The following is a 17277-nucleotide window of genomic DNA, read 5'->3' as shown; positions in this document are numbered from 1 at the left end:
ATGGCGAACAGTGACAAAAAGCGAGGTTTGGGCCGCGGGCTTTCCGCTCTTATGGCGGATGTAAACGAACCAGCAGCGCAAGCAACGTCACCGAGTGGTGGTGAGCAGCGTATTCCGATCGAGAAAATCAAGCCAAACCCCAATCAGCCACGGCGCCAGTTTGATGCTGCACCACTTGAAGATCTGGTTGCGTCGATCAAGGAAAAGGGTGTCCTCCAGCCGCTGATCGTTCGCCCGTTGGGCGAAAGCTTTGAAATCGTCGCAGGCGAACGTCGGTGGCGTGCGGCGCAGCAGGCGCAATTGCATGAACTTCCCGTTCTCGTGCGCGACTTCACTGACACCGAAGTTCTGGAAGTCGCGATTATCGAAAACATCCAGCGTGCGGATCTAAACCCGATTGAAGAGGCAGCAGGATACAAGCAGCTGATGGATCGGTTTGGTCACACACAGGAAAAAATGGCGGAAGCGCTGGGTAAGTCGCGCAGCCACATTGCCAACCTGCTACGGCTGCTGCAACTGCCGGAAGCTGTTCAGGCTTTTGTCACGGATGGCGCGCTGAGCGCAGGGCATGCGCGCGCGTTGATCACGGCAGACGATCCGGTCGCTCTTGCCAAAAAGGTGATTGCTGGCGGCCTTTCTGTGCGAGCGACCGAAGCTCTCGTCAAGAAGGGAATGGAAGAGCCGGGAACCAAAGTGTTCACCGGCGCACCAAAACCGAAGGTCGAAAAAGATGCGGATACGCGCGCTCTAGAAGACGATCTGTCTGCGGCCACTGGCGTGAAAGTGTCTTTGACGCATAAGCCGAATGGCGAAGCCGGGATATTGACGCTGCAGTATGAGACATTGGACCAGTTGGATGACTTGTGCCGCCGCTTGAGCGCAACTTAGTCATTCAGGAGTGATCCAAGCACCCCGTTCAGGAGACTAAACCCTTGATAAGTAACGACTAATCTGTTTTTCGACACCGATATTAGGCCCATGGATCTCAACTCATCCAGTTTATCTGGATGAAAGGTGCGCCCGGCAAGCCGTGTATACCGGTCCACGTCGATACCCTCTGCCAGACGTAAGCCCATCATTACATATTCCGTGGCTTGATCCATGTCAGAGAGCCTCTCGGATGTTTCACGATTGACACCCTGCAACCATATTTTCGGCATGCGCTGTTGTTCGGTCGCAATGCGAGTACCGCTCAGCGTAAGCCTGCCATGCGCTCCCGGCCCGATACCGGCATAATCCCCGTATCGCCAATAGATGAGGTTGTGGCGCGATTCCGCTCCGTCGCGTGCATGGTTCGACACTTCGTACCGCGGCATGTTGTGAGCAGCGCAAACATCCTGGGTGAGCGCATACATGTCAGCGGATAGATCATCATCAGGCAGGCCGCGCAGTTTTCCACGTTTGTAGCGGTCGCCGAATGCTGTTCCCGGCTCAACTGTCAGCTGGTACAAAGAGACGTGATCAAGGTCGAGCGCCAACGCTTGCTGAAGCTCAGCTTCCCACTGCGTTAGAGACTGATTTTGACGTCCATACATCAGATCGAAGCTCACGCGATCAAAGACTGATCTGGCGATGTTAAACGCAGCCAACCCTTCGGCTGCGCTGTGCAGGCGGCCAAGCGCGCGCAGATCCGCATCATTCAACGCCTGGATCCCCATCGACACACGATTGATGCCTGCCGCGCGAAAGGCGACGAACTTATCGGCCTCGACCGAGGTTGGATTTGCTTCGAGCGTCACTTCAACGTCATTGGCAATCGGCCAGGTCTTGGCCGCCGTGGACAATATTGCTTCGACCGTGGATGGCTCCATGAGGCTTGGCGTGCCACCACCAAAGAAAACAGACCGCAAGACGCGGCCTTGTGTCAAAGCGCCGACGCGCTCCACCTCTGTAACAAGCGCAGCGCGCCAAGCGTCATGATCGACCACATTGGTCACATGGCTGTTGAAATCACAGTAGGGACATTTGGCAGCGCAAAAGGGCCAGTGGACGTACAGCCCGAAACCGCCAGCTTCCCAATCCTCAGCCAAAACAACCTGCGATCAGTTTCTTGAAACTATCCGCCCGATGGCTGATGGCGTTTTTTTCATCGGCCGACATCTCTGCAAAGGTACGGTTGTGGCCAAGTGGCTGGAACATCGGATCATAGCCATGACCCAACGCGCCGCGAACCGGCCAAACGAGGGTGCCCTCCGCTGTACCCGCAAAAACCTCCTCGTGCCCATCTGGCCAGGCGAGCACCAGTGTGGAGCAGAACCGTGCCGTCCAGGGCTTTCCCGCGTTGCGATCCACTAACTCGGAATGCGTGCGCGTCATCGCCATCATGAAGTCGCGCCCGTTTGGGGTTTCAGCCCAATCCGCGGTGTAGACACCCGGCGCGCCGTCCAGGCCATCCACTTCGATGCCTGAATCATCTGCTAGGGCAGGGAGGCCCGTTGCCTCAACCGCCGCCTTTGCCTTGATCCGCGCGTTTCCGACAAACGTCGTTTCCGTCTCGTCGGGTTCTGGCAGGTTCATCTCTTTGGCGCCAACGACGGACACACCGAAGGGCTGGAACAGCTGTTCCATTTCCTCCAGCTTGCCCGCGTTGTGCGTGGCGACCAGTATCCTGTCGCCGTCAAACCGTCTGGTCATGCAGTTGCGTCCTGTTGCAACGTCACAAGCTCTCCGACGCCTTTTTCGGCCAGATCCATCAATGCATTCATCTGATCGCGCGAGAATGTTGCGCCTTCGGCGCTCATCTGCACTTCGATCAATTGCTTGTCACCTGTCATGATAAAGTTGCCATCGACGCCTGCATCGCTGTCTTCGGGGTAGTCGAGGTCCAACACGGGTTGACCAGCATAGATGCCGCAACTGATCGCAGCCACGGGCGAGATCAGCGGATCGGTGATGACGTCACCAGCGTTCATCAGCTTGTTCACGGCCAGACGCAACGCGACCCAGCCACCCGTGATGGACGCACAACGCGTACCGCCATCGGCCTGCAACACGTCGCAGTCCACGGTGATCTGACGCTCGCCCAAGGCAACCCGGTCGACACCCGCGCGAAGGGACCGGCCGATCAGGCGTTGAATCTCAACAGTCCGGCCGCCTTGCTTGCCCGACGCAGCCTCGCGTCGCATGCGCGTGTTCGTGGCCCGGGGCAGCATGCCGTATTCGGCCGTCACCCAACCCAGACCCGACCCCTTGATGAACGGGGGTACGCGATCCTCGATTGTGGCAGTACACAGAACATGCGTGTCACCCATCTTGATCAGGGCGGACCCCTCGGCGTGTTTGGTAAAGCCTGTTTCAATGGAAACAGACCGCATTTCGCTCAGTTCTCGACCGGAGGGGCGCATGTGATGTCCTTTTTGGTGTGTGCGACGGGGATAGCCCTGCGTCACGCCCGGAGGCAACCCCGATTGACCTTTGATTTCCGACGTCTTTAATACCTGACGATGACCGATACTCAGAAACTACTGGACGAGATGAACGACCGCTCGCGCGAGGTGTTTCGCCGCGTGGTCGAGGGGTATCTGGATTCTGGTGACCCTGTCGGCTCGCGCACCCTGACGCGTGATTTCAGTGAAAAGGTCAGCGCGGCGACCATTCGCAATGTGATGCAGGACCTTGAGTTCATGGGTCTGCTCGACAGTCCACATGTGAGCGCTGGGCGTATCCCAACGCAGCTTGGACTGCGGATGTTCGTGGACGGATTGCTGGAAGTCGGTGTGCCGGACGAGTCCGACCGCGAAAAGATCGACGCGACCCTTGGTACCAATGAACGCGACGTGGCCGGTTTGCTGGACCGCGTCGGTTCCGCGCTGTCTGGCGTGACACAAGGTGCATCATTGGTGCTGACACCAAAGCGCGAAGCGGCGATCAAGCATCTCGATTTTGTGCCACTTGGACCTGAACAAGCGCTGGTGGTTCTGGTCTTTGCCGACGGGCATGTCGAAAACAGGCTGTTTCAGCCACCGCCTGGCCAAACCCCGTCCTCCATGCGCGAAGCGGCTAACTTTCTGAACGCGATGATCGAAGGGCGGACGCTGAGTGAGGTGAAAACCATCATGCAGCGCGAGATTGCCGAGCGGCGACAAGAGATTGATTCGCTTGCGCATGCGCTCGTCGAAAGCGGCCTTGCGTCGTGGACAGGCGAAGGAGATACCCCCGAACGCCTGATCGTGCGTGGGCGCGCCAATCTGCTCGACAATTCGACAGAGGCGGAGGATCTGGACCGCATCCGCTCCCTTTTTGATGATCTCGAGCGTAAACGTGACATCGCTGAATTTCTGGATCTGACCCAGGACGGCGATGGTGTGCGCATTTTTATTGGCTCAGAGAACAAACTTTTCTCACTTTCGGGTTCCTCTTTGGTGGTTTCCCCATATATGAACGCGGACCGAAAGATTATCGGAGCGGTTGGGGTTATTGGTCCCACGCGGCTGAACTACGGCCGGATCGTTCCGATTGTAGATTACACAGCCCAGCTGGTCGGGCGGATGCTGACGGACCGCAACGAAAGGTGACACATGGCTGAGCCGAAGAACGACGAATTCCTTGATGACATCGATATGGCCGAGGAAGAAGTCTATGCCGATGAGATGGCAGAGATTGATGACGAGGCACTGGAACTTGACCAGTTGCGGGCCGAACGTGATGAGCTGAAAGATCGGTTCATGCGTGCCCTGGCTGACGCTGAAAATGCGCGCAAGCGGTCGGACAAAGATCGCCGCGAGGCCGAAAACTATGGTGGGTCCAAGCTGGCCCGAGACATGTTGCCCGTCTACGACAACATGAAACGCGCGCTGGAATCTGCAACGGATGAACAGCGCGAGGTGTCTGCTGCATTGTTGGAAGGCGTTGAGCTGACGTTGCGCGAGCTCTTGAACGTGTTCAAGAAGCACGGGATTGAGCGTATTTCACCTGCGGTTGGCGATACCTTCGATCCGCAACATCATCAGGCGATGTTCGAAGCCCCTGTGCCCGGCACAAAAGCGGGCGAGATTATCCAGGTTTCTGCCGAAGGATTTATGCTGCACGATCGTTTGCTGCGTCCCGCTCAGGTTGGGGTGTCATCGACACCTGCAAGCTAGGGCTTTGCATATTTAAAGAACAATGAAGACGCGGTCAGGCTTTGGCCGCGTCTTTCAGTCTGTAAATCAGATCGAGCGCCTCGCGCGGTGTGAGTTCGTCGGGGTGTATTGCCTCGACCATCTCTAACACGGGCGACTTTTCGATTTTTACCGGTTGCGGCGGTGGCGCGGCTGAGAATAGCGGCAAATCATCGATCAGCGTCTTTTGTGTGGCGCCGCCTTCGCGCTCGCCTGACTCCAATGCGTCCAGTACGACCCGTGCGCGGGCAATAACTGCGGGTGGCAAGCCTGCCAATTGCGCCACTTGCACGCCATAGGATCTGTCCGCGGCACCGCGTTTGACCTCGTGCAGGAAAATGACCTCGCCATCCCACTCCTTGACCGACACAGTGGCGTTTTCCACTCCGTCCAGCTTTCCTGCCAGCGCCGTCATCTCGTGATAGTGCGTGGCAAAAAGCGCGCGGGACTTGTTTACATCATGCAGGTGTTCAAGCGTGGCCCAAGCGATGGACAGCCCGTCATAGGTTGCCGTGCCGCGCCCGATTTCGTCGAGGATCACCAGCGCGCGATCATCGGCCTGGTTCAGAATGGCCGCCGTTTCCACCATCTCGACCATAAAGGTCGACCGGCCGCGTGCCAGATCATCCGACGCACCGACGCGGCTGAAAATCTGGCTGACGAGCCCGATATACGCTGACTGTGCAGGAACAAAACTGCCCATTTGCGCCAGGATTGTGATGAGCGCGTTCTGACGCAGAAAGGTCGACTTACCCGACATGTTCGGCCCTGTCAGAAGCCAAACCGCAGCACCATCTTCTGCGTTCAGGTCGCAATCATTGGCAATGAAGGGTGAACCACCTTGCTGGGATAGTGCGTGCTCAACAACAGGATGCCGACCGCCCGTAATTTCAAATGTGCGAGACGTATCGAGGTTAGGTTTGGTCCAATTCCGGGCCGTAGCCAGCGTCGCCAAGCCGGTGGCGAGATCAATCTCGGCCAATGCATTCGCCGTTTGACTGATTTGGGCCGCGTTGTCCAAAACCATCGCTTTCAGGCTTTCATAGAGACGCTTTTCGATCTCAAGAGCCCTACCGCCAGCATTCAAGATGCGTGTTTCCAGGTCTGACAGTTCCACGGTCGTGAACCGTATCTGATTGGCCGTCGTTTGCCGGTGAATGAAGGTTTCGTTCAGCGGCGAGGACATCATCTTGTCCGCATGGGTCGCCGTGACTTCAATAAAGTAGCCGAGTACATTGTTGTGCTTGATCTTCAAGGATTGAACGCCGGCTTGGGCGGCATAGTCCTGCTGCATCTTGGCGATGACTGATCGCCCTTCGTCTCGCAATTGCCGCGCTTCGTCCAGGTCGATATCGCATCCGGTTGCGATGAACCCGCCGTCGCGGGCCAGAAGTGGTGGATCGGCAACCAGATCATTTTCCAAACGCTCGATGAGGTCCGCATGCCCGGCGAGATCCCGGTAAGCGCGCACCAGCAGTTCGGGCAAATCATCGGGCTGTGTATCAAATAGCGCCTGTGCTTGACCCAATCCGTTGCGCAAAGCGGCCAGATCACGCGGCCCGCCCCGATCGAGAGACAGCCGTGACAATGCCCGATCCATGTCCGGGACACGCTTGAGTGCCTCTCGGGTACCGCGTGCAAATTCAGTGTTCTCGGTGCTGTACTCTACGGCATTCAAACGATCCGAAATCGTCTCTAATACGCGCGAAGGCGAGGAAAGCCGTCGCTCCAGCAGCCTTGCACCTGCTGCGGTGACAGTCTGGTCAATTACTGACAGAAGCGATCCGCTGCGCCCACCTGACAGCGCGGATGTCAGTTCAAGATTGCGGCGCGTGGCGGCGTCGATTTGGACGGTGCGCGCTTGAACCTCTTGCCGGGGTGGGCGGAGGAGGGGCAGTTTGCCCTTTTGCGTGATCTCAAGATACTCGACCAGCGCACCCATAGCGCCAACCTCGGCCCGTGAAAACGTACCGAACGCGTCGAGTGTTTGCACATTGAACAGCGTCCCGACGCGGTTGGCACCCGCAGTGCTGTCGAACGCCGCGCCTCCAAGCGCCGTGATCGAAATGCCGAAATCTTCGACCAAGGGGCGTAGCTCGGCCTCCTTCGCATCGGTGACGATCAGTTCGGAGGGTGCGAGGCGGGCTAATTCAGGCCCTAACATAGTTAAATCAAGTGACATTACTGACAATGCACCGGTTGAGATGTCGACCCAGGCCAATGCGCCTTCGCCCCGCACATCGGCAAAGGCAGCAAGGAAATTGTGCCGCCTCGCTTCGAGCAGCGTGTCTTCGGTCAATGTGCCGGGCGTGACCAAACGCACGACATCGCGCTTCACGACCGACTTCGATCCGCGTTTCTTCGCCTCTGCCGGGCTTTCCATCTGTTCACAGACCGCGACGCGAAAGCCCTTGCGGATGAGTGTTAACAGGTATCCTTCGGCAGAATGGACCGGGACGCCGCACATGGGGATGTCTGCGCCGTCATGCTTGCCGCGTTTTGTCAGCGCGATATCCAAAGCCTCGGCCGCGGCGACGGCATCGTCAAAGAACATCTCGTAGAAATCGCCCATGCGGTAGAACAGAAGCGCGCCGGGGTGCGCTTCTTTGATCTCGAGATATTGCGCCATCATGGGCGTGACCGACATGATATTCCCCCGTTTGCCGCGCGACATTACAAACGCTCTGAGCCGAGTAAAAGCCAAAGTCGATTGAGGCGCCGAACCGGGCACGTTAAGAGGCCTTGGTGCGACGGGAGGACAACCGCAAATGAGCAAGACAAAGGTGACGGCAGAGGAAGCCTTGGCGTTCCACATGGAACCCACACCCGGCAAATTCGAGATCCAGGCCACTGTGCCGATGACGACGCAACGGGATCTGAGCCTTGCTTACAGCCCCGGCGTTGCGGTGCCTTGTGAAGCGATCGCTGAAAATCCGGAAACGGCCTATGACTACACGAACAAGGGCAACCTTGTGGCCGTGATTTCTAACGGCACCGCCGTGCTGGGTTTGGGCAATCTGGGCGCGCTGGGGTCGAAACCAGTGATGGAGGGCAAGTCCGTTCTGTTCAAACGGTTTGCGGATGTAAACTCCATCGATATTGAATTGGACACGGAAGACCCAGATGCCTTCTGTCAGGCGGTCAGGCTGATGGGTCCCACCTTTGGCGGTATCAACCTGGAAGATATCAAAGCGCCCGAATGCTTCATCATCGAGCAGCGCCTGAAGGAAGAGATGGACATCCCGGTCTTCCATGACGACCAGCACGGGACCGCCGTAATCTGCGCCGCTGGACTAATCAACGCGCTGCATATCTCGGGCAAGAAGATCGAAGACGTAAAGATTGTCCTGAACGGGGCAGGGGCTGCGGGTATCGCGTGCATCGAGCTGCTCAAGTCGATGGGCGCGCGGCACGAGAATTGCATCGTGTGTGACACCAAGGGTGTCATTTATCAGGGCCGGACCGAAGGTATGAACCAGTGGAAGTCGGCCCATGCGGTCAAGACCGAGCTGCGATCACTCGAAGAGGCCATGAAAGGTGCGGATGTCTTCCTGGGTGTGTCGGTCAAAGGCGCGGTGACGCCTGCGATGGTCGAAAGCATGGGGGATAATCCGGTGATTTTCGCCATGGCGAACCCGGATCCCGAGATCACGCCCGAAGAAGCGCATGAGGTCCGAATGGACGCCATCGTCGCGACCGGGCGCAGCGACTATCCAAACCAGGTCAATAACGTGCTTGGGTTCCCGTACCTGTTTCGCGGCGCGCTGGACATTAACGCACGCGCCATCAATGACGAGATGAAGATCGCCTGCGCCCACGCCCTTGCCGCGCTTGCCCGCGAGGATGTGCCGGACGAAGTGGCGCTGGCCTATGGCAAGTCGCTGTCCTTTGGACGCGATTACATCATTCCGACACCGTTTGACCCGCGCCTGATCCACCGTATTCCCCCGGCTGTGGCCAAGGCAGGGATGGACACAGGTGCAGCGCGGCGCCCCATCATCGACATGGAGGCGTACGAACTGAGCTTGAAGTCCCGCATGGACCCGACGGCCAGTATCCTCACCGGAATCAACGCCCGCGCTCGCGCAGCCCAGGCGCGCATGATCTTTGCCGAAGGTGACGATCCGCGCGTGTTGCGCGCCGCTGTCACGTACCAACGCAATGGTTTCGGCAAAGCGCTGGTCGTGGGACGGCAGGACGAGGTGAAAGCCAAGCTGGAACAATCGGGCCTTGGCGATGCCGTGCGCGAACTGGAGGTGGTAAACGCCGCCAACACCACGCATCTGGATGCTTACAAATCGCATCTCTATGACCGTTTGAACCGCCGGGGGTTTGATCGGCAGGACATCCACCGGCTTGCCGCGCGGGATCGACACGTCTTTGCGGCCCTTATGCTGGCCCATGGACACGGCGACGGGATCGTCACCGGGGCGACGCGCAAGTCTGCCCACGTCCTGGACCGGATCGGCCATGTCTTTGACGTTCAGCCCAAAAGCAAGACCGCCGGGATCACGGCGCTGATCCAGAAAGGGCGCATTGTGTTCATGGCGGATACGCTGGTGCATGAATGGCCGGATGAAGAGGATCTGGCAGACATCGCTGAACAGGCCGCAACGGTCGCACGCAACATGGGGCTGGAGCCGCGCGTTGCCTTTGTCAGCTTCTCGACCTTTGGCTACCCGGTGTCGGAGCGGGCCGAAAAGATGCACAAAGCGCCGTTGGTTTTGGACGAACGCGGGGTCGATTTCGAATACGAAGGTGAGATGACCGTAGATGTCGCGCTGAACGCGCAGGCGCAGGCGGCCTATCCATTCTCGCGTTTGACCGGTCCGGCCAACATCCTGGTTGTTCCAGCACGGCACTCGGCCAGCATCTCGGTCAAACTGATGCAAGAAATGGGTGGTGCCACTGTGATTGGTCCTATCCTCGCCGGTGTTGGCGGGTCGATCCAGATTTGTTCGGCCGTATCGACGGCCAATGATATCCTCAACATGGCGGTCCTTGCCGCGTGCAAGGTGGGCTGATGGCGGTCTGGAACCTCGGCTCCATCAATATCGACAATGTGTATCGCGTGCCGCACCTGCCCGCTGCGGGTGAGACTTTGGCCGCGACGGAGTTCAGCCAGGGTCTGGGCGGCAAGGGGGCCAACATGTCCGTGGCGATTGCCCGCGCGGCGGCCCGTGTTGCGCACATCGGTGCCGTTGGATCTGAGGGGAAATGGACGGTTGAACGCTTGATGGAATATGGCGTGGACACGCGCCCCATTGAGGTGATGAGCGATCATGCGACGGGCCACGCAAACATCGCGGTGGCTGACGATGGCGAGAACCAGATCGTGCTGTTTTCAGGCTCTAACAGGGTGATTTCGTCGTCTGCTGTTGGTCAAGCCCTCGCCGAAGCATCGCCGGACGACACGTTTATCATGCAGAATGAGACCAACGGTCAGCGAGAGGCAGCAGAGATCGCCAAGCAGTTGGGTCTGCGCGTGGTGTATGCTGCTGCACCCTTCGACCCGGATGCCGTTCAAGACGTTTTGCCCTTCGTCGACTTGTTGGTGCTGAACCAGGTAGAGGCTGAACAGCTTGAGGACGCTCTTGGCAAACCGGTCCATGCGCTGGGCATCGAAGATGTCGTTGTCACGTTGGGTTCGAACGGGTGCCTTTGGCTGAACGGATCAGGTGAGGAAACGCATGTTCCGGCAATTCCCGTCACACCAGTCGATACAACCGGTGCCGGGGATACGTTCACGGGCTATCTCGTAGCTGGTTTGGATCGCGGTATGCCCATGCAGCAGGCGCTGAATCTCGCGACACAGGCCGCAGCGCTTATGGTCACGCGGTTGGGAACTGCCGATGTCATCCCCGATCTGAAAGAGATCGAGGACGCAAAGCTGGGTTAGCTCCCAGCAAACGGTGCCGCGTCGCCCCACAATTGGCGCACTCGTTCATCCCGACCGCATGCGTCGCGGTAGGCTTTGTAAGCGTTTGCTTTCGATTTAGGGCCGAAGCGGGTCAGGATGATGCCAGTTTGTTTGTAGTAGTCCTGATGATAGCTGTCTGCTGGGTAGAATTCTGATGCGTTCAGGATGGGCGTCACAACGGTCTGACCAAGTGCCGCCTGCGCGTCCGACTTTGCCTGTTCTGCGGCAGCCTTTTGATCCGGGCTGGCGAAGATAGCCGTCCGGTAGCTTTCACCCCGGTCGCAGAACTGGCCGCCAGCGTCCGTAGGATCAACGGAACGGAAAAACAGGTTGTAAAGCGTATCGGCGGACACCTTGGACGGGTCATATGTGATCTGCACCGCTTCGTAGTGACCCGTTCCACCCTTCACCACTTGCTTGTAGGTTGGGTTGGCAACCGTGCCACCGGCAAAACCTGACACGGCTTCTGTCACGCCATTCACCTTTTCAAAGTCAGCTTCGACACACCAGAAACAGCCACCTGCGACGGTGATGGTTTCAAGTTGCTGCGCGTGACCGGTTTTTGCCTGCGCGAGAAACCCCAGCGCAATCATGAAGCCAAGTGAGACGGTTTTGAGTGTGCGAACGGATGTCATAATATGCCTCCTCTGTCCCCACGAAGGTTAACGCGATGCACAAGACGCTCAACTCACAGGACGGAGAGGTCGCGCAAGCGTGAGATTGTTTACCGTCCGCGTGAACCCGCGTAGCGTCGCGCCATGACGAAACGCATTGCCATGTGGTCCGGCCCCCGCAACCTGTCGACGGCCATGATGTACAGCTTTGCCGCACGGGGAGATTGCCGGGTGGTGGATGAGCCTTTCTACGCCGCCTATCTCGCGCAAACGAGCGTCGATCATCCGATGCGGGAAGATGTGTTGCGGACGCAGGACCAAGACCCGGATCGCGTTTCGAAAACGCTTATTTCCCCTGTGTCAGAGCCTGTTTTTTACCAGAAACATATGACCCACCACATGTTGGATGAATGGAGTACGGAGTGGATGAACCATGTCACGCACGTGTTTCTGATCCGGCACCCGGCACGGGTTGTCGCCAGTTATGCCCGCAAGCGTGAAGCACCGCTTTTCGAGGATTTGGGTTTTGCCCAGCAAGCTCGGATATTTGACCAGCTTGGCGGAGGTATTGTTGTGGATTCGAGCGACATCCGCGCTGATCCTGCAGGAATGTTACAGACGCTTTGCAACGCACTCTGCATTTCTTGGACCGAAAGGATGCTGTCATGGCCTGCCGGTGGGCACCCCGACGACGGAATGTGGGCTGCGCATTGGTATAACGCGGTTCATGCCTCAACCGGATTTGATGAGGCTGAGGAGCCTCTGCCGGAGTTAGCGGGTAAGTACGCAGATTTAGTGGATGCGGCGATGCCCTACTATGAGGCGCTCGCCACACAAAAGATCACTTGAGCCCACGGTCCCGCGCGGCCAACAGCTTGAGCCGCAGAGCGTTCAGTTGGATGAACCCTGCTGCGTCCTTCTGATCATAAGCACCAGCGTCATCTTCGAACGTCACATGCGCTTCGGAGTAGAGGGAGTGATCTGACCAGCGACCGACTGTACGTGCCAGACCCTTGTACAGTTTCAGGCGGACGGTGCCGGTCACATGCTCCTGGCTTTTGTCGATCAGGACTTGCAACATCTCGCGTTCGGGCGAGAACCAGAACCCGTTATAGATCAGCTCTGCATAGCGCGGCATCAGTTCGTCCTTGAGGTGCGCGGCCCCGCGGTCCAGCGTGATCTGCTCGATCCCGCGATGCGCCTCCAGCAAGATGGTACCGCCGGGCGTTTCGTAGATGCCGCGGGATTTCATGCCGACAAACCGCCCTTCCACCAGATCCAAACGACCAATGCCGTGCTTTCCGCCGAGCTCGTTCAATTTGGTCAGAACGGTGGCTGGAGACATCATTTCGCCGTTGATAGAGACTGCATCGCCCTTCTCGAACCCGACTTCGATGTACTCGGGTGTGTTCGGCGCATCCTCGGGGTTCACCGTGCGCTGATACACATAGTCGGGCGCGTCCTCGGCCGGATCTTCCAGCACTTTGCCCTCGGATGAGGTGTGCAGCAGGTTGGCGTCTACGCTGAACGGCGCTTCACCACGCTTGTCTTTGGCGATCGGAATCTGATTTTTCTCTGCAAAATCGATCAGCTTGGTCCGGCTGGACAGGTCCCATTCCCGCCAAGGCGCGATCACCTTGATATCGGGGTTAAGTGCATAGGCAGCCAGTTCAAAGCGGACCTGATCGTTACCCTTACCTGTAGCACCGTGAGCAACGGCATCCGCGCCTTCGGCGGCTGCAATTTCGACGAGGCGTTTTGAAATCAGCGGGCGCGCGATGGACGTACCCAGAAGGTACAGGCCCTCATACAGCGCATTGGCGCGGAACATCGGGTAAACAAAGTCGCGCACGAATTCTTCACGCAGATCCTCGATATAGATGGACGTGGCACCCATCATCTCCGCCTTGGCGCGTGCCGGTTCCAGTTCCTCGCCCTGGCCCAGATCCGCGGTGAAGGTCACAACCTCGCACCCGTATTCGGTCTGCAGCCATTTCAGGATGATCGAGGTGTCGAGGCCGCCGGAATAGGCCAGCACAACTTTCTTGGGTGCGCTCATCGTCAGTCTTCCCTTGCAAGAGTTGGCTGCCGATAGCTGTTTTGGCGCACAGGGGCAAGATTGACCCGTGATGGTCGCGCCGCTAGGTCAGTGGGATTGCCGCGAAGGGGTGAATAGATGAGCTTTCAGGATGATGCGCGCGCGGGGGAACAGGCCATGCGCGCGGTTTTTCCGCCCACACCCCTGCTGCGGAACGAGGTCTTGTCCGAACGTTTCAAGGCCGACATCTGGCTCAAGCGGGAAGACCTGAGCCCGGTACGCTCCTACAAGCTGCGCGGCGCGTTCAATGCAATGCGCAAGGTGATGACGGATGGAGCGGTGTTCGTCTGCGCAAGTGCGGGCAATCACGCGCAGGGTGTTGCGTTCATGTGCAAGCATTTCGGGGCGCACGGCGTCATCTTCATGCCGATCACGACGCCGCAGCAAAAGGTCATGAAGACCCAGATGTTTGGCGGTGATCATGTCGAGGTGCGGCTGATCGGTGACTACTTCGATGATACGCTGGCGTCTGCCCAGTCGTTTTGCGCGGAGGCTGGCGGGCATTTTCTGTCGCCTTTTGACGATGACGATGTGATCGAAGGGCAGGCATCCGTCGCCGTCGAGATCGAGGCGCAACTGGGTCGCGCGCCCGACCACATCATTCTGCCCGTCGGTGGCGGTGGACTGTCTGCGGGCACCCGCAGCTATTTCGAAGATCAGGTCAACTATACCTTTGTGGAGCCGTCCGGCGCGCCGTCGCTGGCACGGGCCATTGCAGCCGGTCATCCTGTGGATGTATCACCCATCAATACGTTCGTGGACGGCGCGGCGGTCGCCACAATCGGCGCGCGCACCTTTGAGCGTTTGAAATCTGCGAACACCACAGATGTTATAGACATTCCGGAGGATCGTATCTGCACCACGATCATCGACATGCTGAACGTGGAGGGGATCGTACTGGAGCCTGCTGGCGCTCTGGCCGTCGAAGCGTTGAACGATGTTGCTGATCAGATCGAAGGCAAGACAGTTGTATGTGTCACCTCTGGCGGCAATTTTGATTTTGAACGTCTGCCGGAGGTCAAGGAACGGGCGCAGCGCTATTCTGGAGTGAAGAAGTATTTCATCCTGCGGATGCCGCAGCGCCCAGGAGCGCTCAAGGATTTTCTGAGCATTCTGGGACCGGACGACGATATCGCGCGGTTTGAATACCTGAAGAAATCGGCCCGCAATTTTGGGTCTGTCCTGATCGGGATAGAGACAAAGCGACCGGAAAACTTCGACCGCTTCCTGTCAGAGTTGGACGCCGGCGGGTTTACCTATACCGACATCACCAATGATGAGACGCTGGCGCAATTTGTGATCTAGGCCGCTTGGCCGTCGGCCAGACCGGACGTGAACGCGGTCTTTGAGGCGTCAAAACTGTTCAGGATACGCGGTACGTCCACTTCGGCGGCCTTGCCCTTGGCGGAAAGCGCCTCTCCCTTGTGACACAGGGTAGAAAACTCCGTAAAGCCCAGGTTCAGCGCGCTGCCTTTGAGCGCGTGCAGGTCTTCTTCCAACCGTGAAAGGTCGGGCCCTTCGCGTAAAGCGTCGATGATTTCTGTCACCTCTTCGATGAACAGCGGTACGACCTCTTCAAAGTCTTCTTCGCCGATTTCCGCCCGCAAGGTGTTGACGCGTTCCCAATCAATCATTTCCGTCTCCAATCACTGTGGCCTTGTTTCAGCACAGTGTCCGTTAACGAACGGTGACCGTTAAAGGTTTAGCTAATCAAAAGCCTAGCTTCACCGCGTGTTAAGCGACCGGACCTATCCGTCGGCAGAGCAGTTGGAATACGCGGCACATGAACGTTACTTTGATCCAGCAGGAGGAGGCTTCTGCCCCCGACGACACGCATGCAACGCATCGTGTGCTGATCGTCGACGACAGCCGTTTGCAACGCAAAATCCTGTCCAGCTCGGTCAAGCGCTGGGGTTTTGAGGTGTATGAGGCCGGATCTGGCGAAGAGGCGCTGAAAATCTGCGAAGACGTGTTGCCCGACCTGGTGCTCAGCGACTGGATGATGCCGGGGATGACCGGCCTCGAATTCTGTGCTGCCTTTCGTGAATTGAGCCAGGATCAATATGGCTATTTCATTCTCCTGACCTCAAAGAGCGAAAAGGCGGAGATCGCCATGGGGCTTGAGGCAGGCGCAGATGACTTTGTCACCAAACCGGTCGATGCCCATGAATTGCGCGCGCGTATCGCTGCAGGTGAGCGTATCCTGCACATGCAACGCGAATTGACTGAAAAAAATCGCCTGATCACCGACACTCTGGACGAGCTGCAACGGCTCTACGATTCGCTCGACAGCGATTTGCTTGAAGCGAAGAAGTTGCAGCAGTCTTTGGTGCGCGAGCGTCACAAGTGTTTTGAGAGCGGTGATCTTAGCTTGATGCTGAAATCCAGCGGCCATGTGGGCGGCGATCTTGTTGGCTTTTTCCCCGCCCAGGCCGGGCATCTGGGGCTGTTTTCCATTGATGTGTCAGGCCACGGGATCAGTTCCGCGCTGATGACCGCGCGGTTGGCGGGATATCTGTCGGCCGCGGCGCCGGATCAGAATGTCGCGCTGGGGCGTTGTGCGGATGGAACATACGCATTTCTGCCACCGGAAGAAGTCATCGAGACGCTGAATGACTTGGTCCTCGACGAAATGGAGACAGAGCATTATTTCACCCTGCTGCTTGCTGATGTCGATCTGAAAACGGGGCATGTGCGCATGGCACAGGCAGGTCACCCGCATCCTGCCATACAGCGCCACGATGGCACGATTGAGCAGGACGGGCCGGGTGGTTTTCCTGTCGGGTTGATGTCGGGCATCTCTTTCACCCAGTTCGAAACGCAGTTGAATCCGGGTGATCGGCTTCTGCTGTTGTCCGACGGTGTAACGGAGTGCCCCGGTACAGATGGCGACATGCTTGAAGAGGCTGGACTTGCCAATTTGATGCGCGATCTGGTTGATGTCTCCGGTCCCGCTTTTTTCGAAGCGCTGATTTGGCGGCTCACCGAGTTTGCTGGTGAAACCACCTTTCCCGATGATGTGTCCGGTATTCTGTTCGAATTCCGCGGTGAGGATCAGGCCAAGTAACGGCGCAAAAACATGCGGTCACCATCGTTGTAGACAGCATCTGCTGCCAGCGCAGGAGACATCCAGACAACGCTGTGATCTGGCTCCAACGGATCACTCAAACGCATGACAGGGCGCGCAAGGTATATGTGGCACAGCTTTTCCGCCCACAGGTCGTATTCGGGCATGTAAGTGAAGCGTCGAAACGCGCCCAGTTTGCGCGGCGACCCGATATGCCATCCGGTTTCTTCGTACACTTCGCGGTGCAGGGTCTGAATCGGGCTTTCGCCGGGGTCAATGCCGCCACCGGGCAACTGGAATTCCGGTTCGGGCTGACTTTGAAATGTCAGCAGAACCGATGGTCCGCGATGCAGGATGGCGTAGGCGCCCGGTCGCATTTTGTACCTGCGATTGAGGTCTGGCGGTGCGCCGAAACGTCGGATCATGCGCCCCCCTTTCAGTTTCTGCCCGCAATCCTATATAGTCGCGATATGCCAATG

At 57.9% G+C, this 17277-nt stretch carries 16 protein-coding genes; 8 read left to right on the top strand and 8 right to left on the bottom strand.

Features of this window, described 5'->3' with window-relative positions; translation table 11 throughout:
- Positions 1–888 (top strand): ParB/RepB/Spo0J family partition protein, encoded by an 888-nt coding sequence (locus tag FD715_RS11760; RefSeq protein WP_147109803.1) that lies wholly within the window; start codon positions 1–3, stop codon positions 886–888.
- Here FD715_RS11760 and hemW read toward each other — a convergent pair.
- Genes hemW through rph form a run of 3 tightly spaced genes read right to left on the bottom strand, consistent with a single transcriptional unit; the run spans position 885 to position 3344 of the window.
- Positions 885–2030, bottom strand: a complete 1146-nt coding sequence (gene hemW / locus FD715_RS11755) for a radical SAM family heme chaperone HemW (protein ID WP_147109801.1) — start codon at positions 2028–2030, stop codon at positions 885–887. The genes FD715_RS11760 and hemW overlap by 4 nt on opposite strands.
- A complete protein-coding gene (gene rdgB, locus FD715_RS11750; protein ID WP_147109799.1) occupies positions 2023–2634 on the bottom strand; it encodes an RdgB/HAM1 family non-canonical purine NTP pyrophosphatase in 612 nt (203 codons plus the stop codon). Before rdgB ends, hemW begins: the two co-directional genes overlap by 8 nt.
- Complete coding sequence (gene rph, locus FD715_RS11745; RefSeq protein ID WP_147109797.1) at positions 2631–3344, bottom strand: ribonuclease PH; 714 nt, start codon at positions 3342–3344, stop codon at positions 2631–2633. Before rph ends, rdgB begins: the two co-directional genes overlap by 4 nt.
- 99 nt (positions 3345–3443) lie before the next feature.
- Between rph and hrcA the strand changes: the two genes are divergently transcribed.
- Both hrcA and FD715_RS11735 read left to right on the top strand, forming a co-directional pair.
- A complete protein-coding gene (gene hrcA / locus FD715_RS11740) occupies positions 3444–4514 on the top strand; it encodes a heat-inducible transcriptional repressor HrcA (RefSeq protein WP_147109796.1) in 1071 nt (356 codons plus the stop codon).
- Positions 4515–4517: 3 nt separating this feature from the next.
- Complete coding sequence (locus FD715_RS11735) at positions 4518–5081, top strand: nucleotide exchange factor GrpE (RefSeq protein WP_147109794.1); 564 nt, start codon at positions 4518–4520, stop codon at positions 5079–5081.
- Positions 5082–5115: 34 nt separating this feature from the next.
- Here the strand turns inward: FD715_RS11735 and mutS are convergent, their stop codons facing one another.
- Positions 5116–7746: a DNA mismatch repair protein MutS gene (gene mutS, locus FD715_RS11730; RefSeq protein WP_147109792.1), complete on the bottom strand. Its 2631-nt coding sequence runs from the start codon at positions 7744–7746 to the stop codon at positions 5116–5118.
- A gap of 121 nt (positions 7747–7867) precedes the next feature.
- Here mutS and FD715_RS11725 point away from each other — a divergent pair, with 121 nt between their 5' ends.
- On the top strand, positions 7868–10123 hold the full coding sequence (locus FD715_RS11725) for an NADP-dependent malic enzyme (RefSeq protein ID WP_147109790.1): 2256 nt from the start codon (positions 7868–7870) through the stop codon (positions 10121–10123).
- Positions 10123–10998, top strand: coding sequence for a ribokinase (locus FD715_RS11720; protein WP_147109788.1), 876 nt, complete (start codon positions 10123–10125; stop codon positions 10996–10998). The genes FD715_RS11725 and FD715_RS11720 overlap by 1 nt, the downstream gene beginning before the upstream one ends.
- On the opposite strand, the gene msrA is transcribed toward FD715_RS11720, so the two are convergent.
- Complete coding sequence (gene msrA, locus FD715_RS11715; protein ID WP_147109787.1) at positions 10995–11654, bottom strand: peptide-methionine (S)-S-oxide reductase MsrA; 660 nt, start codon at positions 11652–11654, stop codon at positions 10995–10997. The two genes, FD715_RS11720 and msrA, sit on opposite strands and share 4 nt — an antisense overlap.
- 141 nt (positions 11655–11795) lie before the next feature.
- On the opposite strand from msrA, the gene FD715_RS11710 reads away from it, so the two are divergent.
- Positions 11796–12482: an HAD family hydrolase gene (locus tag FD715_RS11710; RefSeq protein WP_189799473.1), complete on the top strand. Its 687-nt coding sequence runs from the start codon at positions 11796–11798 to the stop codon at positions 12480–12482.
- On the opposite strand, the gene FD715_RS11705 is transcribed toward FD715_RS11710, so the two are convergent.
- Positions 12475–13692 (bottom strand): argininosuccinate synthase, encoded by a 1218-nt coding sequence (locus FD715_RS11705; protein WP_147109783.1) that lies wholly within the window; start codon positions 13690–13692, stop codon positions 12475–12477. The two genes, FD715_RS11710 and FD715_RS11705, sit on opposite strands and share 8 nt — an antisense overlap.
- A 117-nt stretch (positions 13693–13809) precedes the next feature.
- On the opposite strand from FD715_RS11705, the gene ilvA reads away from it, so the two are divergent.
- Positions 13810–15036 (top strand): threonine ammonia-lyase IlvA, encoded by a 1227-nt coding sequence (gene ilvA / locus FD715_RS11700; protein WP_147109781.1) that lies wholly within the window; start codon positions 13810–13812, stop codon positions 15034–15036.
- Here the strand turns inward: ilvA and FD715_RS11695 are convergent.
- Positions 15033–15365 carry an Hpt domain-containing protein gene (locus tag FD715_RS11695; protein ID WP_147109779.1) on the bottom strand — a complete coding sequence of 111 codons (333 nt, stop codon included), beginning with the start codon at positions 15363–15365 and terminating at the stop codon, positions 15033–15035. The genes ilvA and FD715_RS11695 overlap by 4 nt on opposite strands.
- A gap of 149 nt (positions 15366–15514) precedes the next feature.
- Here FD715_RS11695 and FD715_RS11690 point away from each other — a divergent pair, with 149 nt between their 5' ends.
- Entirely contained in the window at positions 15515–16798 is a 1284-nt protein-coding gene (locus FD715_RS11690) for a PP2C family protein-serine/threonine phosphatase (RefSeq protein WP_147109777.1), read from the top strand.
- Here FD715_RS11690 and FD715_RS11685 read toward each other — a convergent pair.
- Positions 16786–17223, bottom strand: coding sequence for an NUDIX hydrolase (locus FD715_RS11685; protein WP_147109775.1), 438 nt, complete (start codon positions 17221–17223; stop codon positions 16786–16788). The genes FD715_RS11690 and FD715_RS11685 overlap by 13 nt on opposite strands.
- Positions 17224–17277: the final 54 nt, after the last annotated feature.

Origin of the sequence: Tateyamaria sp. syn59 (genome assembly GCF_007995245.1) — a bacterium.
Taxonomy (GTDB): domain Bacteria; phylum Pseudomonadota; class Alphaproteobacteria; order Rhodobacterales; family Rhodobacteraceae; genus Tateyamaria.
This window is presented reverse-complemented; position numbering and strand designations above follow the sequence as displayed.